Source organism: Rhodoglobus vestalii (assembly GCF_006788895.1).
GTDB classification, from domain to species: Bacteria; Actinomycetota; Actinomycetes; order Actinomycetales; family Microbacteriaceae; genus Rhodoglobus; species Rhodoglobus vestalii.
This window is the reverse complement of record NZ_VFRA01000001.1, coordinates 308,007-330,617: the sequence shown is the minus strand read 5'-3', so window position 1 is coordinate 330,617 and position 22,611 is coordinate 308,007. Positions and strand designations below refer to the sequence as shown.

24 protein-coding genes are annotated in these 22,611 nt (G+C 61.5%); 14 read left to right on the top strand and 10 right to left on the bottom strand.

The window, feature by feature from the left end:
* Nucleotides 1-33 precede the first annotated feature (33 nt).
* The 7 genes from FB472_RS01635 to FB472_RS01605 all read left to right on the top strand — a co-directional run bounded on the left by FB472_RS01635 (nt 34) and on the right by FB472_RS01605 (nt 4,769).
* A complete protein-coding gene (locus tag FB472_RS01635) occupies nt 34-621 on the top strand; it encodes a hypothetical protein (RefSeq protein WP_141989376.1) in 588 nt (195 codons plus the stop codon).
* On the top strand, nt 618-1,007 hold the full coding sequence (locus tag FB472_RS01630; protein ID WP_141989375.1) for a BlaI/MecI/CopY family transcriptional regulator: 390 nt from the start codon (nt 618-620) through the stop codon (nt 1,005-1,007). The genes FB472_RS01635 and FB472_RS01630 overlap by 4 nt, the downstream gene beginning before the upstream one ends.
* Complete coding sequence (locus FB472_RS01625; protein WP_141989374.1) at nt 1,004-2,005, top strand: M48 family metalloprotease; 1,002 nt, start codon at nt 1,004-1,006, stop codon at nt 2,003-2,005. Before FB472_RS01630 ends, FB472_RS01625 begins: the two co-directional genes overlap by 4 nt.
* Before the next feature lie 244 nt (nt 2,006-2,249).
* The gene (locus FB472_RS01620; RefSeq protein ID WP_246078015.1) at nt 2,250-2,705 is read left to right on the top strand and encodes a thioredoxin family protein; all 456 of its coding nucleotides are present in this window, start codon (nt 2,250-2,252) and stop codon (nt 2,703-2,705) included.
* A 50-nt stretch (nt 2,706-2,755) separates the two neighbouring features.
* Nucleotides 2,756-3,322, top strand: coding sequence for a DUF4395 domain-containing protein (locus FB472_RS01615; protein ID WP_425467224.1), 567 nt, complete (start codon nt 2,756-2,758; stop codon nt 3,320-3,322).
* A 203-nt stretch (nt 3,323-3,525) separates the two neighbouring features.
* Nucleotides 3,526-3,789: a hypothetical protein gene (locus tag FB472_RS01610; protein ID WP_035898187.1), complete on the top strand. Its 264-nt coding sequence runs from the start codon at nt 3,526-3,528 to the stop codon at nt 3,787-3,789.
* Nucleotides 3,790-3,791: 2 nt separating this feature from the next.
* The gene (locus tag FB472_RS01605; RefSeq protein ID WP_246078014.1) at nt 3,792-4,769 is read left to right on the top strand and encodes an FHA domain-containing protein; all 978 of its coding nucleotides are present in this window, start codon (nt 3,792-3,794) and stop codon (nt 4,767-4,769) included.
* Nucleotides 4,770-4,788: 19 nt separating this feature from the next.
* Here FB472_RS01605 and FB472_RS01600 read toward each other — a convergent pair whose 3' ends face one another.
* The 7 genes from FB472_RS01600 to FB472_RS01570 form a co-directional block, all read right to left on the bottom strand.
* Nucleotides 4,789-7,701: an aminotransferase gene (locus FB472_RS01600; protein WP_141989372.1), complete on the bottom strand. Its 2,913-nt coding sequence runs from the start codon at nt 7,699-7,701 to the stop codon at nt 4,789-4,791.
* 154 nt (nt 7,702-7,855) lie between these two features.
* Nucleotides 7,856-8,734 (bottom strand): MurR/RpiR family transcriptional regulator, encoded by an 879-nt coding sequence (locus FB472_RS01595; protein WP_141989371.1) that lies wholly within the window; start codon nt 8,732-8,734, stop codon nt 7,856-7,858.
* Entirely contained in the window at nt 8,731-9,945 is a 1,215-nt protein-coding gene (locus FB472_RS01590; protein ID WP_141989370.1) for a M20 family metallopeptidase, read from the bottom strand. The genes FB472_RS01595 and FB472_RS01590 overlap by 4 nt, the downstream gene beginning before the upstream one ends.
* 2 nt (nt 9,946-9,947) lie before the next feature.
* Nucleotides 9,948-10,712: an amino acid ABC transporter ATP-binding protein gene (locus FB472_RS01585; protein ID WP_021810128.1), complete on the bottom strand. Its 765-nt coding sequence runs from the start codon at nt 10,710-10,712 to the stop codon at nt 9,948-9,950.
* The gene (locus FB472_RS01580) at nt 10,709-11,659 is read right to left on the bottom strand and encodes an amino acid ABC transporter permease (RefSeq protein WP_141989369.1); all 951 of its coding nucleotides are present in this window, start codon (nt 11,657-11,659) and stop codon (nt 10,709-10,711) included. Before FB472_RS01580 ends, FB472_RS01585 begins: the two co-directional genes overlap by 4 nt.
* Nucleotides 11,660-11,689: 30 nt before the next feature.
* Entirely contained in the window at nt 11,690-12,655 is a 966-nt protein-coding gene (locus FB472_RS01575) for a transporter substrate-binding domain-containing protein (protein ID WP_141989368.1), read from the bottom strand.
* Nucleotides 12,656-12,798: 143 nt separating this feature from the next.
* Nucleotides 12,799-14,106 carry a cyanophycinase gene (locus FB472_RS01570; protein ID WP_141989367.1) on the bottom strand — a complete coding sequence of 436 codons (1,308 nt, stop codon included), beginning with the start codon at nt 14,104-14,106 and terminating at the stop codon, nt 12,799-12,801.
* A 132-nt stretch (nt 14,107-14,238) separates the two neighbouring features.
* Here FB472_RS01570 and FB472_RS01565 point away from each other — a divergent pair, with 132 nt between their 5' ends.
* Complete coding sequence (locus tag FB472_RS01565; RefSeq protein WP_141989366.1) at nt 14,239-14,940, top strand: polyamine aminopropyltransferase; 702 nt, start codon at nt 14,239-14,241, stop codon at nt 14,938-14,940.
* Here FB472_RS01565 and FB472_RS01560 read toward each other — a convergent pair.
* Both FB472_RS01560 and FB472_RS01555 read right to left on the bottom strand, forming a co-directional pair.
* Entirely contained in the window at nt 14,937-15,179 is a 243-nt protein-coding gene (locus FB472_RS01560) for a hypothetical protein (RefSeq protein ID WP_141989365.1), read from the bottom strand. The genes FB472_RS01565 and FB472_RS01560 overlap by 4 nt on opposite strands.
* A gap of 157 nt (nt 15,180-15,336) precedes the next feature.
* Nucleotides 15,337-15,498, bottom strand: a complete 162-nt coding sequence (locus tag FB472_RS01555) for a DUF2207 domain-containing protein (protein WP_141989364.1) — start codon at nt 15,496-15,498, stop codon at nt 15,337-15,339.
* A gap of 318 nt (nt 15,499-15,816) precedes the next feature.
* Between FB472_RS01555 and FB472_RS01545 the strand changes: the two genes are divergently transcribed.
* The 5 genes from FB472_RS01545 to FB472_RS01525 all read left to right on the top strand — a co-directional run bounded on the left by FB472_RS01545 (nt 15,817) and on the right by FB472_RS01525 (nt 19,950).
* Nucleotides 15,817-16,497: a response regulator transcription factor gene (locus FB472_RS01545; RefSeq protein WP_141989363.1), complete on the top strand. Its 681-nt coding sequence runs from the start codon at nt 15,817-15,819 to the stop codon at nt 16,495-16,497.
* Nucleotides 16,494-17,618: an FUSC family protein gene (locus FB472_RS01540; RefSeq protein WP_246078012.1), complete on the top strand. Its 1,125-nt coding sequence runs from the start codon at nt 16,494-16,496 to the stop codon at nt 17,616-17,618. Before FB472_RS01545 ends, FB472_RS01540 begins: the two co-directional genes overlap by 4 nt.
* A 69-nt stretch (nt 17,619-17,687) precedes the next feature.
* Complete coding sequence (locus tag FB472_RS01535; RefSeq protein ID WP_141989362.1) at nt 17,688-18,215, top strand: DUF427 domain-containing protein; 528 nt, start codon at nt 17,688-17,690, stop codon at nt 18,213-18,215.
* 108 nt (nt 18,216-18,323) lie between these two features.
* Nucleotides 18,324-19,451: a diaminopropionate ammonia-lyase gene (locus FB472_RS01530; RefSeq protein ID WP_141989361.1), complete on the top strand. Its 1,128-nt coding sequence runs from the start codon at nt 18,324-18,326 to the stop codon at nt 19,449-19,451.
* Between the two features lie 118 nt (nt 19,452-19,569).
* Entirely contained in the window at nt 19,570-19,950 is a 381-nt protein-coding gene (locus tag FB472_RS01525; RefSeq protein WP_141989360.1) for a hypothetical protein, read from the top strand.
* On the opposite strand, the gene FB472_RS01520 is transcribed toward FB472_RS01525, so the two are convergent.
* Nucleotides 19,947-21,080 (bottom strand): baeRF11 domain-containing protein, encoded by a 1,134-nt coding sequence (locus FB472_RS01520; RefSeq protein WP_141989359.1) that lies wholly within the window; start codon nt 21,078-21,080, stop codon nt 19,947-19,949. The two genes, FB472_RS01525 and FB472_RS01520, sit on opposite strands and share 4 nt — an antisense overlap.
* Before the next feature lie 329 nt (nt 21,081-21,409).
* Between FB472_RS01520 and FB472_RS01515 the strand changes: the two genes are divergently transcribed.
* Nucleotides 21,410-22,606 carry an SHOCT domain-containing protein gene (locus FB472_RS01515; protein ID WP_141989358.1) on the top strand — a complete coding sequence of 399 codons (1,197 nt, stop codon included), beginning with the start codon at nt 21,410-21,412 and terminating at the stop codon, nt 22,604-22,606.
* The last annotated feature ends 5 nt before the right edge of the window (nt 22,607-22,611 follow it).

Below are 22,611 nucleotides of genomic sequence, written 5' to 3'. Positions count from 1 at the left end.
CACGATAGTAAACCATCAGGCATAGTAGTAAGCATGAACCGGAACCGTCGTTGGCTTACCGCGGCCACAGAGTCCCTTGGATTGGCCGTTCAGGCCTTGCGCGCATGGACCCCGCGGCAGATTTTCGTCGCGGCAACGGCGACGATCGCCGTTGGAGTTGTCATCGGAATCGCGACAGTTCTGATTCCCAACACCCTCTTCACTCGCGAGATTCCCCCCGTGTGGTGGAACTACCCCGTGTGGGTCGTCACCTCCGCCATGACAGGTATCTTGATCGCCACCTACATTCGCCCGCCCAGCAGCGCTGCGACCGGCGACCTACAAGGGGCAGATGTCGACGCAACCGCCCCAGCGCCCTCCTCGAGGGAACGCGAAGAACGCCGCACCGGGCGTTTTGCGATCACCGGGGGAATGCTCGCGTGGTTCGCGGTCGGCTGCCCAGTCTGCAACAAGATCGCTTTGCTTGCGCTCGGCTACACGGGGGCATTGGCCTGGTTTGCGCCGCTCCAGCCGTTCCTAGCGGCAGGCGCGCTTATCTTTTCGGCAGTCGCCATGGTCTGGAGGCTGCGCGGGCAGATTGCCTGCCCAGCGCCCGTCGCGAAACAGGCAGTCAGCGTATGAGCGAGAAACTAGACTCCGAAACACGGTGTCGACCGCTGCCGCTGGGCAGTCTCGAGCAGCACGTCATGGATGCGCTGTGGGATTCGGAACCCCTCACTATTCGGGAAGTAATAGTGCAGCTCGGCGCACAACACGCCTACACAACGATCGCGACTGTGCTGGGGAATCTTGACCGCAAAAAGCTGATTGTTTCCTCGCGTGAAGGCCGCGCCGTAAAATACACGGCGCGCTGCACCCGAGAACAACACACGGCCCGCCTGATGGAGGTCGCACTCGATACCAGCCGCGATCGTGCCGCCGCGATACTGCACTTCGTCGACTCGATTGACTCGCACGATCTCAATCTTCTCCGCGAGTACCTCGAGCAGCAGAAGGATCGCCCGTGACTGCTCTGGTCGTGCCGCTACTGCTCGCCACAACCCTCGTGGCGACAATGCTGGCGGGCCCAAAGCTTGTGCGGGCTGCCGCCCCTGCACTGATGCGCACGCCCCGTACCGCCGTGGGGCTGCTCCTCGCGACCGTCGCACTCTGGTTATTGGCGTCGGCAGCGCTAAGTCTCATGCTGGCGTGGTTGTTTACCGGCCCATCCGTTCTGCCCACATCGATCACGGGAGTCTGCCAACGGTGCATCGCCGCAGCCACACCGTTCCCCTCAACAAGCCCGATCGATACTGCCGTCCCTTCTGCGATCCTTGTATTTCTGCCTGCAGCCGCCCTAATGGCGCTCGGGGGAATAGCGGTTGCCCGTGGAGCGCGTCGTCGGCGCAGAACTGCCGCCAGCGCGCGGGACATTACCGGGCGGGCGCAGCGCATCACTGTTTACGGGCACCGAGTTCTGATGACGCGTGACCCGCATCCGACCGCGTTCTCTCTGCCGCAACGCCACGGTGGAATCGTTATCTCCGACACGCTCATCGCGGTGCTTCACACCCACGAACTCGTCGCTGTTCTCGCCCACGAACGAGAGCACGTGCACGGACACCACCACCTCGTTCTCGCCGCCCTCGATGTGCTGGTAGCGCCCCTGCGCTGGCTTCCGCTCATGGCGGCGGTAACAAATGCGGTACCGCACTACCTAGAGATCGCGGCGGATGATGCGGCCCGCCGGTCCGCCGGAACACCAGCCCTAGCCGGCGCGCTACTCAAACTTGGGAAACCACAAACAGTTGGTCGAGCGGGACCGGAGCCGATCATGGCGCAAGCACTTCTGAATGCTGCCGGCCCCGATCGCATCGGCAATCTGGTTACACCGCCACCGATTCGTTCGGCGATTGCCCCGATCGCAGTTATCGGCGCCGTGGCAACAGCATTCGCCGTTGTTGCTACGTCAGTGCACGGACCTTATCTTTACGTCATTGCCGCTGGTTGTCACTTTCCGCTTTGACGATGTTCGAACTGGCGCTTAGGCACTAGCTGCGCTGGTTGGAATAGTGGCCTCGGCTCCGTTGTTTCACACGAAGACGACGACGGGCCTGCAGCACGCGATCATGCGAATGAACGCGACGGAGCAACTCGTCCGCAGCACCCCGAGCCCAACATCAGGGCGCCGCTGGCAGCCGATACCGCCATCGCCCGTAACGTCGCGTCACAAAAACCCGGTGCAACCCACCGTAAAATATTATGAAGAGGTGAATCCTGTGGAAACCGCATCCGTCTTGATCGGCTTAGTGGTCTTATCGACTGTACTGGGGCTACTGTGGCGTTCCCAGAGTGGTCGCATTCAGCGGTCGTCGCGCACTGGTGCAACATCCGAGAACCGCATTACGATTCCGGATGCGCCGGCATTCGGTTCACGAGCGACCCTGCTGCAGTTCTCGACCCAGGTTTGCGCCCCGTGCAAGACAACTCACACACTATTGAGTGGCCTTGCCGAAGAACTCGACGATGGAAGTGGGGCGATCGTTCACGTCGATATCGATGTGACGTCGCGACCTGAGATCGCAAACCAGTTCACTCTGTTGCAGTCCCCAACGATCTTCATACTTGATGGCAACGGCGAACTGCAGGTTCGAATCGGCGGTGCCCCTAAATTGGCCGCTGTACGGGCCGAGCTCGACCGACTACTTACCCCGGCGCCTTCCTAGCGCACCCAGTTTCCTCACCGAACGAAACAACTGTCAGGACAACAATGACGATGAACGTGAATCAGACGCCTACCCCTGAGCCAGTGCGCCCTACCCGATCGAAAGCGGCCCTCGCAGCCAAGCCTGGCCACACCGGGATCGACCCGCGCGGTCCCCGTTTCGGTGCGGGAATCACTGCAGTACTGTTGCTCACCGTGATCGGATTAGGGCTGGATGGTGCTGCGGCTTTGCCCGCCTCGATCGCGGAGCGGGCTACCCAGCCCGCCTTCATCCTCCTCAGTGCGATCGCACTGCTCTTTGCGTGGGGAGCATTCGCTGGCATTCAACGTCACCCGTACGGCTTGCTGTTCAAGAACACAGTGCGTCGCGTGTTGAGTGCACCGAGCCATCGTGAAGACCCTCGGCCGCCGACGTTCTCGCAGGCTATCGGCCTAATCGTCACCGGGCTCGGAATCGTGCTGCACCTCGCAGCGGTGCCCTACGCCCTCGTCATCTTCGCGGCGCTGGCGTTCGTCGCTGCGTTCCTCAACGCGGTGTTCGACTACTGCCTCGGCTGCCAGCTCTACGTGCTGCTGGTTCGAGCCGGCCTGATTGGGAGTGCTCGCGCCGCTAAGTGAAGTGATGAAGCAGCTCATGACGCGACTCTTCGTGGACTGTGGGATGCCGCGGCCACTGGCCTCAACCGTCCCCGCTGAGAATCCGCTAGATCTCTCGAAAGGTGCTTCCGCGCCACGATGGCCTCGGATAACGTAGCCATACAGTGGGTGGTTTCGAAGACGATGACTGCCGGATTCCTGCCGCAAGCGAAAAGGAAGAAATCATGTCTGATACCGAGAACCCCACCGCCGCTCCGAATGCCGACGGCCCCGAACCGCACAACATCAAGGACTGGACCGATCTCGGCAAAGAGATGTGGTCATACCTCACCGGCAAGAGCGCGGTCATCAACTACAGCTTTGTCGACATGACCGTCGAAGTTCCCCGTGACGTTGGCCCCAATGCGCCGCGTGCCACCTGGAAGCTGAACGGAACCCTGAGAATCACCACCAGCGAGGGTGCCGGCACCGAAACGCCCGCCCCGTAACGATGAGTACGTCCACTCGACTCGACATCGATCTGGCGTTTTCTCTCGCCCAGCCGATCAGCGAGACGCCTGAGACGCCGGGTTCGCCTGAGACGCCGGGTTCGCCTGAGTCGTCAGACGCCGCCTCAGTCGAGTCGGAACAAATGACTGGCACCATCACCGCCAGCGGCCTCGACATCGAGGTGAACTCCAGCAAGCCAGAACTTTTTGTGCAGTCCGGAACCACCAAACTCAAAGATCTCCGCGTGATCGCTGCAGCACTTGCTGAGCGTGGGCTGACCGTCTCCCTGTCTGGCCCCAACGGCGTGATCGTTCGGCTGGGTGCGGTGAAGGCATCCGTCACTCAGCGTCTACTCACCGGTTCGGCACATATTGCGCTTGGCAGCCGAAACGCGGTGATGCCGCTGCTGCGACGTCGCAGTTCTCGAACCAATGCGGCACCGGCGATGCTTCTGCCACCCGGAACACTGTGGCCGCCCGTACCGACCTTCGATCGGTCAATTCGCCGGCGGATCACCACCACGCACTACGAATTCGGTGCAGGCAGGCCCCGGCTCATCTTTGTGATCGGATCCGAGAACTGGAACGGCCAAATGCCGCGAGAGTTTGACCTTCTGCCCGGCACCACCACGATCGGATCTTCTCCATCCGCCGACCTACAGCTCCCCGGCCTGGAACCGTTTCATGCCGAAATTCGCCACGATGCTGACGACGAATACTTCCTCTATTCACTGGGTGAAGTAGCGGGAGGCTCTCAGCCGGTCTCCGAAAAGCAAGCGGGCAAACGAGTTCTGCGAACCGGGGCCCGGATCGAGATGGGGCAGTGGCGTCTCGGATACTTCCGAGAAGAATACGCCGACCACGGGCGGCCGCACGGCGGTCGACGAGGCGGAGAGTTGGCGCACCAAAAGCGGCAACCCAACCGGCTCAGCGAGAAGAAGCCGAAGGCTGTCCGGCCTCAGGAGAAGCCGCCAGAGTAGTCGGCATTAGTCTCGGGTATCACCACCCGGTGGTTAGCACCCGATCGAGCGCATCGACGAAAGCGTCGGCACTCGCACGAGTGAGACACATGGGTGGCTTGATCTTGAGCACGCACTGGTAGTCCGACGTGGGCTGAACTATGACGCCCACCTCACGCAGTCGCTCGCAAATAGCGTAAGTTTCTGCGGTAGCGGGCTCCAACGTTACGCGGTCGCGCACTAATTCGAGTCCAAGATAGAAACCGCTGCCGTGCACGGTTCCGACCAGGGGGTGGCGCGTGCCAAGCGTTGCGAGGCGTTCCTTGAGATAACTGCCGGTCTCGACTGCGTTCTCTTGCAATCTTTCGTCTCGCATCACATCCAACACGGTCAAGCCGACGACGCTCGACACCGGGCTGCCCCCGGCTGATGAGAAAAAGTATCCCTGTGAACGGTAGTTTGCAGCGATTTCAGGGGTCGTGATCACCGCGCCGAGTGGATGCCCGTTGCCCATTGCCTTGGCAACCGCGACGAGATCGGGCACGACTCCCTGTTGTTCAAAGCCCCAGAACCACTCGCCCAGCCGACCGTAGCCCACTTGCACCTCGTCGGCGATTGCGAGCCCGCCAGTCTTGCGTACTGCTCTATAGACAGCATCGAGGTAGCCGTCGGGTAGGGCGACCCCGCCCGCATTGCCGTAGAAAGCTTCCGCAATAAAAGCGCCCACCGGCGTCCCGGCCGCGGCCAGACGCTCGACCTCGGCCACCGCCTCGTCGGCGTAACGGGTGGACTCCGTACCGCGGTACTTACCTCGGTAGGTGTTTGGCGCATCGACAGCGTGCACCCAATCCGGCCGCGAGCTGAGGGCGTCGGGGTTATCTGCGATCGAGGTGGATACGGCATCCGAAAGGTATGTCCAGCCGTGGTAAGCCTCGCGCACGGCGAGCACATCGCTGCGTCCCTTCCAGGCCCGGGCAATGCGCAGCGCAAGATCAACAGCCTCCGAACCACTATTGACGAGAAAGACTGAGCTGAGAGGATCGGGGAGCAGCGCGCTCAGACGCTCGGAAAAATCAACAACCTCGGGGTAGTTGAAGCGGGAGTTGGTATTGAGGAGGCTCCACTGCCGGGTGACAGCGTTGACGAGGCGCGGGTGGGCGTGTCCGAGAGAGGTGACGTTGTTGAGAACGTCGAGGTACACCCGGGCATCGGTGTCAACGAGGTACTCCTTCCAGCCCCGCACCATCATTGGCGGCTCGTCGTAGTAGAACTCCTGGGCGTCGGCGAGAGTGCCGCGCCGGCGAACGATAAGCGCCGCCGAATCGCGATCGGTGCTGGGAAGGGTGTGGCCAAGCACGAGCGGTGTTGGATCGCAGGCGATCGTGCGCCACGCGGCAGCGAGTTCTGGGCCCACAAGCCAGGGCACCTCGACATCGCCGAGCGAAGCCCGCACTCGAAGCCGGTGTTGCACGCGAGCGAACGGCGCTCCAGTGGTCACCTCTGAGCCATCGGAAACAAGCGCGTCGGCCCGCTCGAGACTGAGCAGCACGCCGTTGCCGCGAAACGCGATACCGTCAGAGTTCAGTGTGACAGTGCCCGGCCAGGGAGCGATCAGTTCGTGGGGTTTCGCGAGCGTCAGCTCGATACCGAGCGGAGTATTTTGCGGTTCCGGGTCGATCGGGATGCGCGCCCGTGTAAGCCGCGGTTCTGCGAAGCGAGTGAGTGCGGCGGAAGCGCCAGCGCGGAGGGCCTCGACGGCGATCTCCGCTTCAGCGTCATTTTCGAGCCAGCGGCCGTTATCGAGCGCAGCGCTCGTCGCTGAGAAATCCAGCACGGTCACGTCGTTCGGATTCAGCGTTGGCATCAGACTTGGGCTCGCTGGCAGGCTGGCCTGCTGGACTTCGTGTCCAAGGGAGGTACGAACGAGTTCGTTCGCCACCGCCAGCGGCACTGAGGTGGCCTGCTCAAAGATGCGCAGCTCGTGCAGCAAATTCTCGCTCGCGTACTCATTGTCGGGATCCGTAGTTTGCACGTGGTGGCCGCTCGCGACGAGTATCGAGCCCCGCAGCACGACAAGTGGCCAGAGCGCCTCAGCCTCGGCCAGCGAGAGCGGGCGGATCGCGTGGTACGCCGCGGCTGCGCGGAGCACGGACGGCAACGTGGCCCCATCGTGGTGCAGAAGAGAGGAGACCGTGATCGCAATCTCGCCGACAGCCCAGCTGCGGTTGAGATCACCGAAGTCGATAATTCCGTCGGGGATCCCCGTGATGGTGTCGTTCGACACAACGTTGTCGTCGGTGAGATCGCCATGAATTGTTTGGACCGGAAGCGCCCCTGACAGCGACGACACCTGTGCCCACGCGTCGTCGCTCGCCTCGCGAAGGCGCGCACGAAGGGCTTCGTCGCTGACCTGCGGCAGAAGCGCGTCGAGCACTTCCGGCGCTCGGCGAAGATCCCACTGGTTGGAGCGTTCAATGCCGGGAGCAGCGAAGTCGGCGAAAGCGAGAGCGACGCGAGCGGCAAGAGCACCGATCGCGCGCACAGCGTGGGGGGACAGGTATCGCCCACCCGATAGGGGTGCGCCGTCGAGAAAGTCGAGCACGCGGGCGTGCAGTGTTTGGCCGCCGACCGTGAGTTTCTGAGCGCGCCCGCCGTCGCGTGCGGTGCGGGTGAGCGGCACCCGGATGCGGGGCTCCCGTTCGGCAAGGTGGATCGCTGCGCGGGATTGTGCTTCAAGCTCAGCCATTGTGGTGGCGGGGTTGGAGATTTTCAGGAGCGCGCGCTCGCCCGAGCCCTCCAGAAGAAAATTGCGGTCCTGATGGCTACCGAGGGAACGGGCGGTTGCGTCGATGCCGAAGAGTGTGTCGGCGAAAGCCGCGGCATCCTCTTCGGAAATCTCCGGAGGGGGGTCTTGAACCAGCAAGAAATCAACTGAACTAGACCTATCGTTCACAGTAAGATCCTGTCGGTGGCAACGGGTGGAGGTGCGAAGGCCGCTGGGGTGCCCGCTCCACCAATCTAGGCCAACACCTCCAACGGTGCTTGGATTCTTGGCATCGCCGCGGCGGACGAATTTCGCTCGAAAGCATTGCCTCGGAAGTGAGCCGCTAGTAGAGACCCAGTTCTTCGGCGGTCGCCTCAGTTCGGCGCATCCGTTCCGCCGCCGGGTTGCCCAATGATTCGAGACATCCGGCAATTACTGCTTCAACGAGAGCCAGAACAGGACTCATCGCGTCAAAGGGGGACGGCGAATCGGTCTGGCTTGCTAGCACCACCGTCGCATCCAACGCGATTGGGGAGATCCACGAGTCCGTGAACAAGACGACGGGAGTGTGACGTTTGGCGGCTCGCGTCGCTAGTGCGCGCGTTCCCTCCTCATAGCGGCGGTAGTCGAACAGCACGAGAACATCGGTGCGACCGATGCCGGTCATCGCCGCCGCCCGCGCGCTGGGCTCCTCGGGAAGGAGAGTGACCCCCGCGCGCAGCATCTGGAGATGCTGGGCCAGGTAGCGTGCGAAGAGACCGCCAAACCGTCCACCGGCCAGCCACACTTGGCCACGAGCGCCCGCGATAGCGGCAACACCTGCTTCGAAATCGTGAGGAGCGACCTCCGCGAAGGTTCCTGCGATAGCGCGCGAGGTGGTTTCGGCTGCGCGGTCGAGAACACTCGCGCCCTCCGCGCTTCTCGGGCCGGCGGTGGATAGGTCGCGGTCATAGATCGCCATTGGTGACGCTGAACGCTGGTCGAGATCATCCCGCAGCGCCTGTTGAAACTCCGGGAATCCGGTGAAGCCGAATCGAACGGCAAATCGCACCACCGTCGGCCCACTCACTCCGGCACGAGCGGCGAGTTTGGCGACAGTCTCAAACCCTGCCGACGGAGAGGAGGCGAGGAGAACACGGGCGACTTTGCGCTCAGCCGGGGTGCAATCGCCCATCCCGCGGCGGATCTTCTCGGTGACAGATACGTGTTCTTCTGACGTCATCGTGCCCCTCTCCAACTCTCATCATCGTAGCGCGAGACCTCGACAATGAGCGCCGACAGCAGGGCGACGCGCTGGGGGACCGTGGTCAAGTCGATCCACTCATCTTCGGTGTGATCTCCTCCTCCGATGGGCCCCAGACCGTCGAGAGTGGACACCCCCGACGCCGCGACGAAGTTCGCATCGGATACTCCACCGGTCGCCGCCACCTGAAGATCGAGCCCTAGGTCGACCGCCAGTCTTGTCGCGATGCGTGCGAGATCACGCGTCGAGTCGATCTCGAGCGGTGGACAGACATCCAGCCGTTTCGTGGTGATTACTGCGCCCGGCACGTGCGGTCTGTCCGCGCGCTCATCGATGGCATCGAGCGCCCCGATCAGGTCTGTGATGCGCACGGCGCGAACTTCGACCCTCAATTGCGCCGAGCCGGGGACGATGTTTACCTTGTTCCCCGCGGCGATGGTGCCAACGTTCACCGAGAGACCAGGAGCCGACCCCGAGAGGGCCTGCAGTTCGAGTAGAAGGTGGGCCGCTTCTACGGCCGCGTTCACTCCTCGTTCTGGCTCCACGCCCGAGTGGGCAGTGCGGCCCTGCACATCGATATGGACGTCGGCAACCCCTTTACGTGAGCCGACAATATCCCCGTTTTCGCGAGCACATTCCATGCAAAACGCCACATCACTTGTCGAGGCGAGCTCTGCTAAAATCTCACGGCTGGCGGGTGAGCCAACCTCCTCATCGGGGGTGAGCGCAATGATGAGTTCCCCATAGCCGTCCCAACCGGAGTCTGCGAGCACACGAGCGACGGCGAATGCTGCGGCGATACCGCCCTTGTCATCGCTGACGCCCGGCCCGTACGCCCGTCCGGCTTCCTCTATATAAGGGCGTCGGGCGGAATCTCCGCGGTCGAACACAGTGTCCATGTGGGCAAACAGGAGAACGCGAGTCGTGCCGGTGCCGAGGCGTCGAGCGATGATTACGGGTCCGAAAGACTGTCCACCCACCGTCTCCGTCTTGTGGGCAGACACGGAAAAGCCCTGCAGGGCGAGTCGCTCGGTGCACCAATCCGCCACGGCTCTGACGCCTTCGGCATCGTCCGAGCCGGAGTCGATCGCGACAAGGTCGGCAAGGTCCTGACGAAACGCGTCGTTGAGTCCGCGCGCATATCCGAGAAGAATCTCGGTGGTCGGCACGGTGATAATGGATTCCGTCATCGCTAGAGCACCTTGGAGAGGAAGGATTGAGTGCGCTCTTCACTCGGATCGACGAGGACCTCTTGAGGGTCACCAGTCTCGACGATGACGCCGTCGTCCATGAACACGGCGACGTCGCCCACCTCACGGGCGAAACCAATCTCGTGAGTGACGACGATCATCGTCATCCCGGATTCGGCCAGCCGACGCATGACGTCGAGAACTTCGCCGACGAGTTCCGGATCCAATGCCGACGTTGGTTCATCGAACAGCATCAACTCCGGTTCCATCGCCAGCGCCCGAGCTATTGCCACACGCTGCTGCTGACCACCGGACAGAGCGGAAGGGTACACATCGGCCTTGTTCGAGAGGCCGACCTCGTCGAGCAGCTCAAGCGCGCGACGGCGGGTGTCGGACTTTGATCGGCCCAGCACCTGCACCGGCGCCTCGGCGACATTCTCGAGAGCGGTCATGTGAGGAAACAGGTTGAAGCGTTGGAACACCATGCCAACGCGTCGTCGCTGCGCTGCGACCTCGGTTTCGCGGAGCTCGTGCAGGCGACCGCCGCGCTCGGCGTAGCCGACCGTGTCACCAGCAACCCGGATCGTTCCGGCTTCGATCTTCTCTAGGTGATTGATGCACCGGAGGAAGGTCGATTTGCCTGATCCGCTCGGGCCGAGAAGGCACGCTACCTGGCCCTGCTCAACGGTGAGGTTGATGCCTTTCAGCACTTCGAGCGATCCGAAGCGCTTGTGTACGTCGACCGCTTCGACCATAAGTTTCGTCATTGGGATTCCTTCTTCCGGAGCCGCAGCAACCATCCGACCGCGCCGACACGGGCCCCAGCAACGCCTCGGCCGTATCGTCGCTCAAGCCACATTTGCGGAACATTGAGAACGCTCGTGAGCACGAGGTACCAGATCGCAGCCACGACCAGTAATGGGATGATTTTGTAGTTCTGGGCGTATGCCGCTTGCAGATTAGACATCAGGTCATGCCCGGCGATAACCGAGACGAGCGCGGTGGTCTTGAGCATGGTGATGACCTCGTTGCCCATGGGAGGAACGATTACTCGCATCGCCTGCGGGAGCACAATGCGCCGCAGAGTCTTGCCCGGCGACATACCCAGCGAGTGCGCAGCTTCTGTTTGACCCAGGTCTACAGACTGGATGCCGGCGCGTACGATCTCCGAGGCATACGCCATCTCATTGAGTCCGAGGGCAAGGAGCGCGGCCACGGTTGCGGGGATGATGTCTGACGTCGACACGGACCAGAACTCGATACTCGTGAACGGGATGCCGATCACGAGCTTAGGAACAAAGGCTCCGATAAAGCCCCAGAAAATCAGTTGCAAAAGCACCGGTGTTCCCCGGAATACCCAGACAAAGAGCCCGCTGACGACCCGCAGCACCGGGTTCGGTGACAGCCGCATCACGGCGACAACGATGCCGCCGCTCAGGCCGATCACCATAGCGGCCACCGTCAGGTAGAGAGTGGTGGCGAGACCGCTCAGTGTGAGCGGTGCGAAAAGGTACTCACCGACGGTCGGCCAGTCGAGGTTCGGGTTCTGCGCAATCGACAAGAGCAGACTCGTCGTGAACAGCGCGACAATGATGGCCGCGAACCAGCGGCCCGGATGCCGCAGGGGAACGGCTTGGACGGGGGCTGGGCGCGACCTGCCCGCGAGACGTGTTCCCGCGGACGGTGTTGCGACGGGCTGCTGCGTTGCAGTCATGGTCACTTCCAATGAGAGTGGATTGAATTCCTAGGACTTGGCGGCGTTGATGGTTGCCGCCTCGATCGCGATGCCTTCAACCCCGTAAGCCTCCAGGATGGTCATGTAGGTGCCGTCATCCATCAGGGACTGCAACGCAAGTTGGATGGCGTCGGCGAGGGCTGCGTCGGCGTTCAGTACACCGATTCCGTTGAGGGTGGAGTCGTAGCCGGTCGGTGCTGCCGGGTCATCGATGACCTCGAACGTGTTGCCGTCGTTGGCGGTCTTGGCGACGAAACCGGCTGATGGCTTGGTCAGCACGCTCGCGATGACTTTTCCGCTGGTAATCGCCAGTTGGGCATCAGAGTCCTTGGGGTACTCCGAGAGCGCGATCGCACCCTTTCCTGCGGAGGAGCATTCGTCTTGCCACACGGCGACCAGATCAATCTGACTAGCACCGGACTGAACAGCGAGCTTTTGTCCGCAGAGGTCTAGATAGGTTTCAATGCCAGCGGGGTTCCCTTTCTCTACGAGAATTCCGGTTCCGGAGGCGGAGTAGTCAACAAACGTGAGTACGTCCATCCGGTCGACGCTCGAGGTCATGGCGGAGATCGCGACCTGAACTTTTCCTGCTTGCAATGCCGGAATAATGCCGTCGAACTTCTGCTGCTCGAAGTCGAAGTCGATGCCGAGCTTGGCGCCAATTGCTTGGCCGAGGTCGTAGTCCACCCCGGTGATGACGTCGGATCCTTCGCTCTCGAACATCTCGAACGGTGCGTAGGGCACATCGGTGGCCACCTTCACGGAACCGGCGTCACTGTATTTCTGCGGCAGGGCCGCCCGTGCAGCATTGTCCACCGTGATCGCGACACCGGCGACCTCAACGGCCGTATCTGTCGCATCTGCTGATTCTCCGGAATCGGATGCAGGACTGCACCCTGCAGTGAAGAGTGCACTGGTTGCAAGGATGGCCGCGGCAACGAGAGCGCGGTGTGTGTGCTGGGAATGTAATGCCATGGGATGCCCTTCCTTTGGCCGCTCTTCGTTGAGCGACTCGTCTCGAACAGTATGTAACAAACGTTTCTGAATAGCTAGTGTTTCGTCAAACTGTAACAGCAACGGTCGCACGCGAACGGGTGCGACCGTTGCTCACGACTGAACTACTCGGCCGAGCGGATTGCGAGCTTCACGTTCGAGAACGAGATCACGCCCGATGGGGTCGTCCAGGCTTGAGTAAACCGATCGCGGCGAAGAGACGTCGTGAATTGTGGTTCCGTCTCCTCGCTGGTGCCGCTGGCTTCCCGGCTTGTCGAACTTGCGACTGCGCGACCGAGATCACGGTGGGTGTACTCAGTGCCGGCACCCTCGGGGGAGTCCCAGATATCCTCAACGGATGCCACAGCGCTCGCGACAGGCGAGACGGGCGTCGAGCCAGGCGCGCGACGGGTGAGGCCGGCGCGCAGATTGAGGGTATCTCCCGCCGTCAGGTAGCTCCACCGCACTCCTTCGACGCCGTCTGCATTCGAGCGCGCGAACCGAAGGTCGAGAAGAGATGCGCCGTTCACACCGATCACTTTCGCATGCTGAGTGTGACGGTCCACGACGACCGCGGTCGTCTCATCAACCCCCAATACGAGTCTGTGCCCGGTCTCAAGAGCGAGCTTCACCGCGCGTCCCTGTCGACCCCACGTCGCGAAGTGGCTGTCCAGCAGCACGGAGTCGAGGAAGCCGAAACCTCCCGCAGGAAGGTAGCCGAGCTCTGATGCATCGTCAAGGTACCCTGCCGTTGCACCGTCTCGCCAGGCCTCATAGGATTCACCGCCGGTAATCATGTCTGCCCCCTGCTGGATCGTCAGCCCCGCACTGACACCCGAAACCACGCCTCGATCGGCTACCGTGCGGAGCGCGCTGAGAACAGGCGTGTCGATGCAGGTCGTGAACGCCTCCTGTTCGGCGTCCTCGCAGAGCTGCAGAGTGCGAACGTAGCGCATCTGGTCGCCACCACCGAAGAAGATGCCCGTGCTCGCAAGAACTTCTGCTGCGACTGCGGGATCACTTGCCCGAGCCGGGGTGTACGCATCCCCGTCATAGTCGACGGCTCCGTCGATCGGCACCGCATAGGTCTCGGCACCGAAACGCTGGAACAATTGCGAATAGTAGAGACCATTCGCGGCCGCATTGTTTAGTTCGTCGTCAGCTGCTTCCTCTGGGGTGGCTGCGCCCCGTGATGCTGCTGTCACTATGGCGATCCGGGCCTTAGCTGGTCCAGCGCCGTCGGGGTCAGCCTTCGCCACGATGGCGGAAAGGATGTCGGCGTTTTCGGCTAGATTCCCGCCCACAAGGATGGCTGTGGGTCGAATTTTGTGTTTCCATGTTGCCGCGAACGGGGATGCTGAAGCGGGGATGCTCGAAGCGATGAGGACGAGGGATACCAGGCCCACGAGGGGCGGCAGATGGCGATGGCGCACGATGATCTCCTTGACATAAATGTTTCAGAATGAATCAGATTGCGTCGAAGCATAATAGCTATTTCAGTCCCCGTATAGCCCCGTCACCAGATTCAGGGCCGTGGGCATATCGAATGCCTCTAGGCTCGACCCATGGCTATCTCCCGCTTTGAAGAGCTCGATTGGCACGAGACATCGATGGGGGAGCTCACCCTGAGGCGCCGACTCGAACCGGCCCTCGGCGTTGATGTGTATGAGGTGAAACTGGGCGACGAGTTTCTGATGTCGAGCCTGTTCACTGTGGCAGAGATCGCGCTCTCCGACCTTGGGCTAGCCGCGCACAGCGGTGACAATCTGCGCGTTGTCGTCGGTGGACTCGGGCTCGGCTACACCGCAGTGGCCGCCCTCGCTGACACGCGCGTCGCCTCACTCGAGGTCATCGACGCGTTACCCACCGTGATTGATTGGCACCAGCGTGGGCTGCTGCCGGTGTCGGCCGAGCTGACCGGCGACACCCGCACCACTCTCACGCACGCCGACTTTTTTGCTGTGATGCGGGCCGAGCCTACCCGGCAGTTTGAGGCGATCCTTCTGGATGTTGACCACTCGCCGCGGCACCAACTCGACCCCAGCCATGCCGACCTCTATACCGTGTCAGGTTTGCGGCGGGTGCGTGCCCATCTTGCCGAGGGCGGTGTGTTTGCGCTCTGGTCGGATGACCCGAGCGACGACGAATTCATGATTCGGCTAGACGAGGTGTTCGAGGGTGTGGTTGCGCACACCGTCGACTTTGACAATGCGCTCACCGGTGGGGTGTCATCCAACACGGTGTATGTCGCACGTAGGGGAGCCTAAAGCTCGCGAGGTTTTGGTGCCACGGATGATCGGTTCGCGGGTTCGCCGGGCTCAGCGGCCAGGCTGTCGAGCCAATCAGCAATGGGGTTATCGCCGGAGCCAGGGGCCGCGTGCGCGCTGGCTGGCAGTGGAAGAGCCGCACGGGGAGTCTCAGGTTCCGTGATGCTCAGGGCTGGTAGCGGCACCATCGGGTCGCGATCCTCAACGGAGGGGTTGCTATCGTTCTGGTCGACAGTCATCAGGGCTCTTCTCTTAGGTGTGAATGTGTGTGGTTATGAAAGAAGCAAAGGATGAGCGACCATGTGGCCGCAGCATCTTTCGCTTCGTTTGGCACGGCGCGGTTAGGCGCTAGCGAATTGCTTCTGCTAGCCCGTTACGCGTCGAGCGCTGGGGCGCTTAGGCGCGTCCGCCGGTGAGCTTGCGAACCAAGAATGCGATGACCGCAAGGATGGCCAGCACAACGCCGACCCAGAGCAGGAAGTTGAGGGACTGCACGAGTCCGCCGGTGATCAGCAGAACAACCGCGATGACGGCGATGACGATTAATAGTGTGTTCATAGGAGAAATTACCTTTCGAGAAGAGTTATTGGGGGGAACAGATTTTCGTGAGGTGAGGACTAGTCTTTGACGTTTTCGCCGGCCTTCTTCATGCTCGCCTTGGCCTGATCTGCCTTGCCTTCGGCTTCGTGCTTGTCTGATGCGCTAATTAGAGAGCTCCTTCACGTCTAGGGAGGGTGTCGGATGTTGCCAATCTGGATGTGGGCCGGCTCAATCGCCGTACCCACCAACTGAGAGTATTCTGAGCGCTAGGTCGGCTGGCTCACCCCTAGGGGTGAATTTTTACCAAGAATTGCTCAGACGCCATATTGTGGAGGCATGAATACACTCAGGGTTGCTTTGGTCAACGACTACGAGGTTGTCGCTCGTGGGGTCATGGGAATGTTGCGTTCCTACCAAAATCGTGTCCGCGTCGTCGAACTCGATCTCAATAAGCAGGTGGGCGAGTCGGTAGATATTGCCCTCTACGACACCTTTGCTGCCACTCAAGAGGAGCGCGTGGCGGTGCGAGAACTTGTGGTGAATCCCCTGGTCGATCTGGCGGTGGTCTACTCCTGGAATCTTGATCAGGCTCATGTGGATGCCGCCCTTGCCAATGGAGCGGGCGGGTACATTTCAAAAGGGCTGTCGGCGTCGCGGCTTGTCGCCGCACTAGAAGAAATCTATACCGGCGGTGAGCGCATCCACCTCGGAGGCAACGGCACGCCAACCGTTGTCGTCGGCGACTGGCCGGGCCGGGAGGAAGGACTCACTGAACGCGAAGCGGAAATTCTGGCGCTGATCACGCAGGGGCTCTCCAATGCAGAAATTGCCGAGCGCACCCATCTGTCGATCAATTCAATCAAGACGTACATTCGCACCTGCTATCGAAGCATCGGCGCCAACAGCAGAACCAACGCCGTGCTGTGGGGAATCGAACACGGCTTTCGCCCCGACCGTGTGCGCATCGCCCACCCCGAGCCTTCGCTTGGCGGCGGAGAGGTTCGAGCGCGCGCGTGAAAGCGACGAGACGAACGGGCCTCGTGCTGGCGCCGGTGAAGAGAACTGCCGGGCGAATGAAGTCGGAGATCACCAGGGCGCGCATTTTGCAGGCAGCGAAAGCCGCCATCGCCGTCGGGCTTGCGTGGACGATCGCACCACACCTGCCCGGGGTCGCCGACAACTATCCGTATTACGCGCCGCTCGGAGCCATCGTGAGCATGTACCCCACGCTCATGGGTTCGATGAAGAATGCCCTCCAAACCATCGGCAGCCTTGTCGTGGCCATTGTGCTCGCCGGGGCAGTCATTGTCTTGAGTCAGCCAAACGTGTTCACTATGTCGCTTGCGGTCGGCGTTGGCGCACTGATTGCCGCCACCGGCTGGTTCGGTGCGAACCGCGAATACATTCCGGTGACCGTGCTGTTCGTGCTCATCATTGGCGGGCCAGATGCCGACAATTATTCACTCGGATATCTCGTGCAGGTCAGTCTCGGAATTGCCGTTGGCCTGCTGGTCAACCTATTGATATTTCCCGCGCTCAGCAATGATGCGGTAGACCGGCAGCTGACAAACTATCGCGTCGTGCTCGCAGATCACCTCTCTGAGGTCGCTCAGGCTTTGGCCGAGAGTTGGCCTCCGGAACGCGACGGCTGGGCATCCCGCAAAGATGCGCTCATCAGCGTGTCTGGCGAAGTGCGCGCCGCGGTGATACTCGCCGAGGACAGCAGCAAAGCCAATCCGCGTGCTCGTCGCCACCGCCGAGATGTGGGTGCTGACTTCGAGGACCTAGCTGCCCTCGAAAGGGTCACCTTCCATGTGCGTGATCTCACCGAGGTTCTCGCCGGTGCAGTGTGGGGCACCCCGATCAGAGTCGAACTGAGGTCGGAGTTGCGCCCGTCCCTGAGTTTGGCGCTCAACGCAGTATCGACGCTGCTGCGTGATTGGGATTCCGAAGCGACACAGCGAGCAGCATATTCTGCCGCTGCGGATGCCGTTGCCTCCCTCATGAATGAACTCGACGAAAATCGGGATTCCGCGCCGGCAACCTCCATCGGGGCGGCAACGGCCATCGCCATCGACGTCACCCGTATTCTTGCGGCGCTGAACTCCCGGGCCGAAGAGCCGGCGGAGCGCGACTGACCGGCAGCCCCGGACCTCGCCCATCGACGCTCGCGGCGGTCATCCAGCGACGAGTAGCAGTATGGGGGTATGACTCCTGCACCCGGTTCTCCCCGATCCCTCCGTCGCCCCACGCCGATTAAGCCCGGGGCAGGGCAAGAGTCGGTGTGGGATTATCCGCGGCCACCGCGAGTAGACCCGCGCCCCGAGCGTGTCGTCGTACGCCTCGGTGGCCAAGTGATCGCCGACACCACGGATTCGGTGCGCGTGCTGGAGACGAGTCATCCGCCCGTCTACTACCTACCAATCGCAGCATTCCCCGCCGGTGTGCTCGTGCCGGTGTCGGGCACCAGCTTCTGCGAATTCAAAGGTCAGGCGCACTACTTTGACGTCATTGCCGGGGGAGTCGTTGCGGCGCGTGCCGCGTGGACTTACCCGGAGCCCTCGCGCGGTTTCGAAGAGTTGGGCACCCGTGTCGCGCTCTATCCGGGGCAGATGGACTCCTGCGAAGTCGATGGTGAACTAGTGACCTCCCAGGCCGGCGATTTTTACGGCGGTTGGATCACCGCCCAAATCGTGGGCCCGTTTAAGGGTGGGCCGGGCACCTCCGGTTGGTAAGTTCGTGGCCCGGAGGTTGAACCACCGACCCGCATGCGAGACGATGAGAATCGCGCGCGGGTTCTCTCAGCCGAAAGAACTGCACGGGCGCCGAAACGGGGAACAACAATGACCTCCACAACACCGGATGCCCCAGCAGCCTGGTACGCGAATCCGTCTGCCCGCGCCTGGCGCACCGCACCCCTCGGCGCCGCTACTCGTGAATTCCATCATTCTCTGCCCGGCTACGCCCCAACCCCGCTGACTTCTGTGCCGGAAGCGGCAGCCGCGCTGGACGTTGCTATGGTTTTTGTCAAAGACGAGTCGCAGCGACTTGGCCTGCCCGCGTTCAAGATTCTGGGCGCATCTTACGCAATCTCTCGTGCACTATCTGCGCGACTCGGTGCACCGGGTGCTGCTTTGACCCTCGATGAACTGCGCGATCGTCTCGGTGCTGACTCGTCGTTATCGCTCGCGGCAGCAACCGACGGCAATCACGGCCGCGCCGTAGCCCACGTCGCAAAACTTTTAGGGCTGCCGGCCACGATCTATGTGCCCGCCGAAGTGTCGCAGGCGGCGATGGATGCGATTCGTGCCGAAGGGGCAACGCTGATCGAACTCTCGGTGCCTTACGACGATGTTGTTGAGCACGCCAAAAACGCTACCGGCGGTGACGCGGTGCTGATCCAGGACACCTCATGGAGAGGGTACGAGGACATTCCCCAGTGGGTTGTCGATGGCTACGACACAATGTTTGCTGAAATCGACGAACAACTACGCACCGCCGGCATCGAGCGCCTCGACCTTGTTGTTGCCCCCTCCGGGGTCGGATCGTTCGCTCAAGCAGTCATCGCTCACTACCGCTCCACAGAACACACGCCCTCGGTGCTTTCCGTTGAACCGGACACTGCCTCCTCCGTAACGACCTCGCTGCATGCCGGCCGAATCACACCAGTAAAAACCGCCGATACCGTCATGACGGGCCTGAACTGTGGCACCGTCTCAGAACTCGCGTGGCCGATCCTGCAGGCCGGACTCGACGCATCCGTCACCGTCGCCGACTCTCAAGCGTTGAGCGCTGCGCGCGACCTGAGGGCCTACGGTGTCGACTCGGGGCCGTGTGGAGGTGCGACACTCGCCGGTGCCCGTGCCGTACTCAACGACCCAGATCGGAGGGCCGCCCTCGGCATTCCCGGTGACGCGGTCGTCGTGCTGCTCAGCACTGAGGGTCGCGCCGCCAACCCGAAAGGTTTGTGAGGTTGCACGAGCCGCGGCATCCGTTGGTCGCCGAGCTCAAGGAAATGACCACAGAGATAACCGGGTCACTTGCGAGTTAACGCGTCCGTCGATGTGGGCCCTGTGCGACAATCGGGAAATGACCGACTCACAGCAGGCTGACTCAATTCACAGCGCTCCCCATGGGCGACTTCACGCCGTTTCTACAGTGCTCGGTTCGCTCATCATCCCCGCACCCATCCTGGCGAGCGAACTAGCCGAAGCAATAATGGACTCCGCGAATCCCGCTGGTCTCGAACAGCTCAACGTTCCGCTGGCCTATCTCAGCGAAATCTTGGTCACCTCACTCGCGGTTCTCGCGGTCGTAATTATCGCGTTTCTGGTCTCACTAGTAATGCTCGCCATGCGCACCAAATCGAAGCGGGCGCTCGCACTCCCCATCACGGTGGCGGCGATTCAGATCGTCGTCGGAGTGTTGAGTCTCGTCTTCAGCCAGATTGTTTCCAGCGCGGGAGGCTAGAACTTTCCGCGGAAGGTGGCTGCCACTGGCCTATCATCAGGAAGGTCGTCGCGGCGCACAGCCTTCACCGCACCCCCGGTGCGAAGAACACGCACCGCGATCTCATCAATGAGTCCATACGTGGTGGGTCCAGGCTCACGAGCAAGCGTGACCGAGCCGCCTTCATCGATACTTCCCTCTTCCGTCGAGGCAAGATCGAACAGCAGCGTGTCGACGAGTCCCGACGTTGCGGCGCGGGCGACATCGCTCAGCTGAGAACTAGCGAGCCCGTTGGCACGCATCGTACCGAAGTTTTCTCGCCATGCGGCAAGTTCACCCTCCGAGTGATTCTCCAATACCGAACGCCCGCGCTTCTCCAACTCCTCCAAAGAGAGCGAGCTGGGGTTCGCGTCAATGCCGTGCTCGAGCAGATCGCGGTAACTGTTTGCCTCCCGGTAGGCAGGCTCTAGGTCAGACGCCGCCGACAAAATCAGGGGCAGTCCCGAGTCACCCATGACATCGAGAACCGCGTCCTGAACGACTGAGCAGTAGCGGCGCTGCTCGATCTTAGGTCCGAGGGCACCGTCTGCTCGGCGACGGTCAAACCTGCCATCCGTCTCGGTCGTTTCGAGGGTCATCGCCACATCGTCAGGGAGAGTGGGAAGCGCGATCTGTTCGCTGGACGCATCCGATCCTAGAAAGAGAAGGCGCACATCCCCTTCGGTGATCGCGAGAACGTACCCGCTGTGGCCAAAAGTGGTCGCTCGCAGGAGCGGTCCCACATCAAACCGGTCGCCCACAGCGCTGTGTGACGGTAGTTCATTGCGTAGTCGAAAAGCGCGGGTGAATTCTGGAGACGCGAACACGGCGATTGTGCGGGCAGGGGTGCTCCACAAATTGCGGTCGCGTTCGAGAGATTCCAATGATTCGCTGATCGCGTCGCGCTGCGCTTTCTCGATGCCGATGGTGTCGAGCTCGGCGAGGGCGTTGGAGGCTGCAGAACGAAGCGCAAGCCGTGCGGCTTCCGTGTCGCGGCCGATGGGAGGGCGGTCGCCGGCGGTTCCGGATGCCACATAGAGGGAAATGCTGCCCGCGTTACGGCGCTGAGACAGCTCGGATAGATCTTTTGACGAAGGAATGTCGATGCTCATGGCGTCACCATATCCAGAGCGTCTGAGAGCGCAATCAGGAGGAATAGCTGACGGCAGATTCAGCCCCATCAGCCAGAGCTCGCTTGGTCACGAATCTCAGTCGAGCTAAAGTTGAGCGGGAGCAACCGGGGCACAAGTGGAAACTTGTCGAAACTCTGAACCACTCATATTTCTGTGAGACCGCGACAGCGACCCCTCACAACCGCTACGATGCTGGGAGATTGCCGCCCGCGGATCTGCTCAGAAAAATCGAGAGCGCTGTGTTCAGCTGCCTCCAAAACCCTGACACTCAACGGTCGGCCCGAACTACGACGTGACGGGGTATACCGATGGGATTCATTAAAGCTTTCGCAGGGGCGATCGGTGGCACTCTCGCAGACCAGTGGAAAGACTTTCTCACCCCACCAGCAAATCTCGCCCCCACCGCGGCAATATTTCCCGCCGTAGCGCAAGGGCAAAACGCCGGGCGTGGCGCTAACGTCAAAGGCTCCGAGAACATCATCACCAACGGCAGCCGCATCGTCGTTCCCGAAGGCTACGGTCTGGTGACATTTCAGGATGGCCAACTCACCGGATTCATCGCGGAACCGGGCGGCTTCATTTTCACGTCGGAAGACCAGAACGCACAATCAATTTTTGCCGGAGACGGAATCATCAGCCCTCTCGTGAAAACCTCGTGGGAGCGTTTCAAATTTGGTGGCCAGCCCGCCTCCCAACAGCTTGCCTTCTACGTAAACCTCAAAGAGATCCCGAACAACAAGTTCGGCACCCAGTCGGAGATCTACTGGGATGACGCCTACCTCGGTGCCCAGGTGGGTGCGATCACCCGCGGCAGCTACTCGCTCAAAATTGTGGACCCCATCCTTCTGGTGAAAAACTTTGTGCCTCTTACCTACCTCAGCTATGACGCAAAAGTTTTTGACTTTTCTGACCTCGAAAACGATGCTGCGAGTCAACTTTTCAACGAAGTGGTCGGATCCCTGGCCGCAGCATTCTCCTACTACACAAATGACCCAAGCAAAGGAAACCGCATCGCCCGCATCCAGGGTGACGCCATTGGGTTTGCGCAGTCGCTGAGCGCAGCCGTCGACGACGGCTACCAGTGGACGACTGACCGCGGTCTCACCATCGAAAAAGTTGCACTCCAGTCCATCGAATACGACGAAGACACCCGTGCTCTTCTCAGCGACGTCAAGAAGGCGGATGCTCTCGGCGGTGCCCGCGGCAACTCCTTCATGCAGCAGGCAGCAGCTCGCGGCTTCGAAGCGGCAGGCTCCAACGAAAGCAGCGGTGGTGGCGGTGCCGGCATGGCCTTCCTCGGAATGGGCATGAATGCTGCCGGAGGTGCCGCCGCAGGATTCCAGCAGCCGAACACCGCTGCACCCCAGCCTGCCGCGCCCGCAGCGGCGGCACCGGCGGCGGACGACCCGATGGCGAAACTGCAACAGTACAAGACCATGCTCGACCAAGGGCTGATCACCGAAGCTGATTATGAGGCTGCTAAAGCTAAAGTCCTCGGCTTGTAGATCGG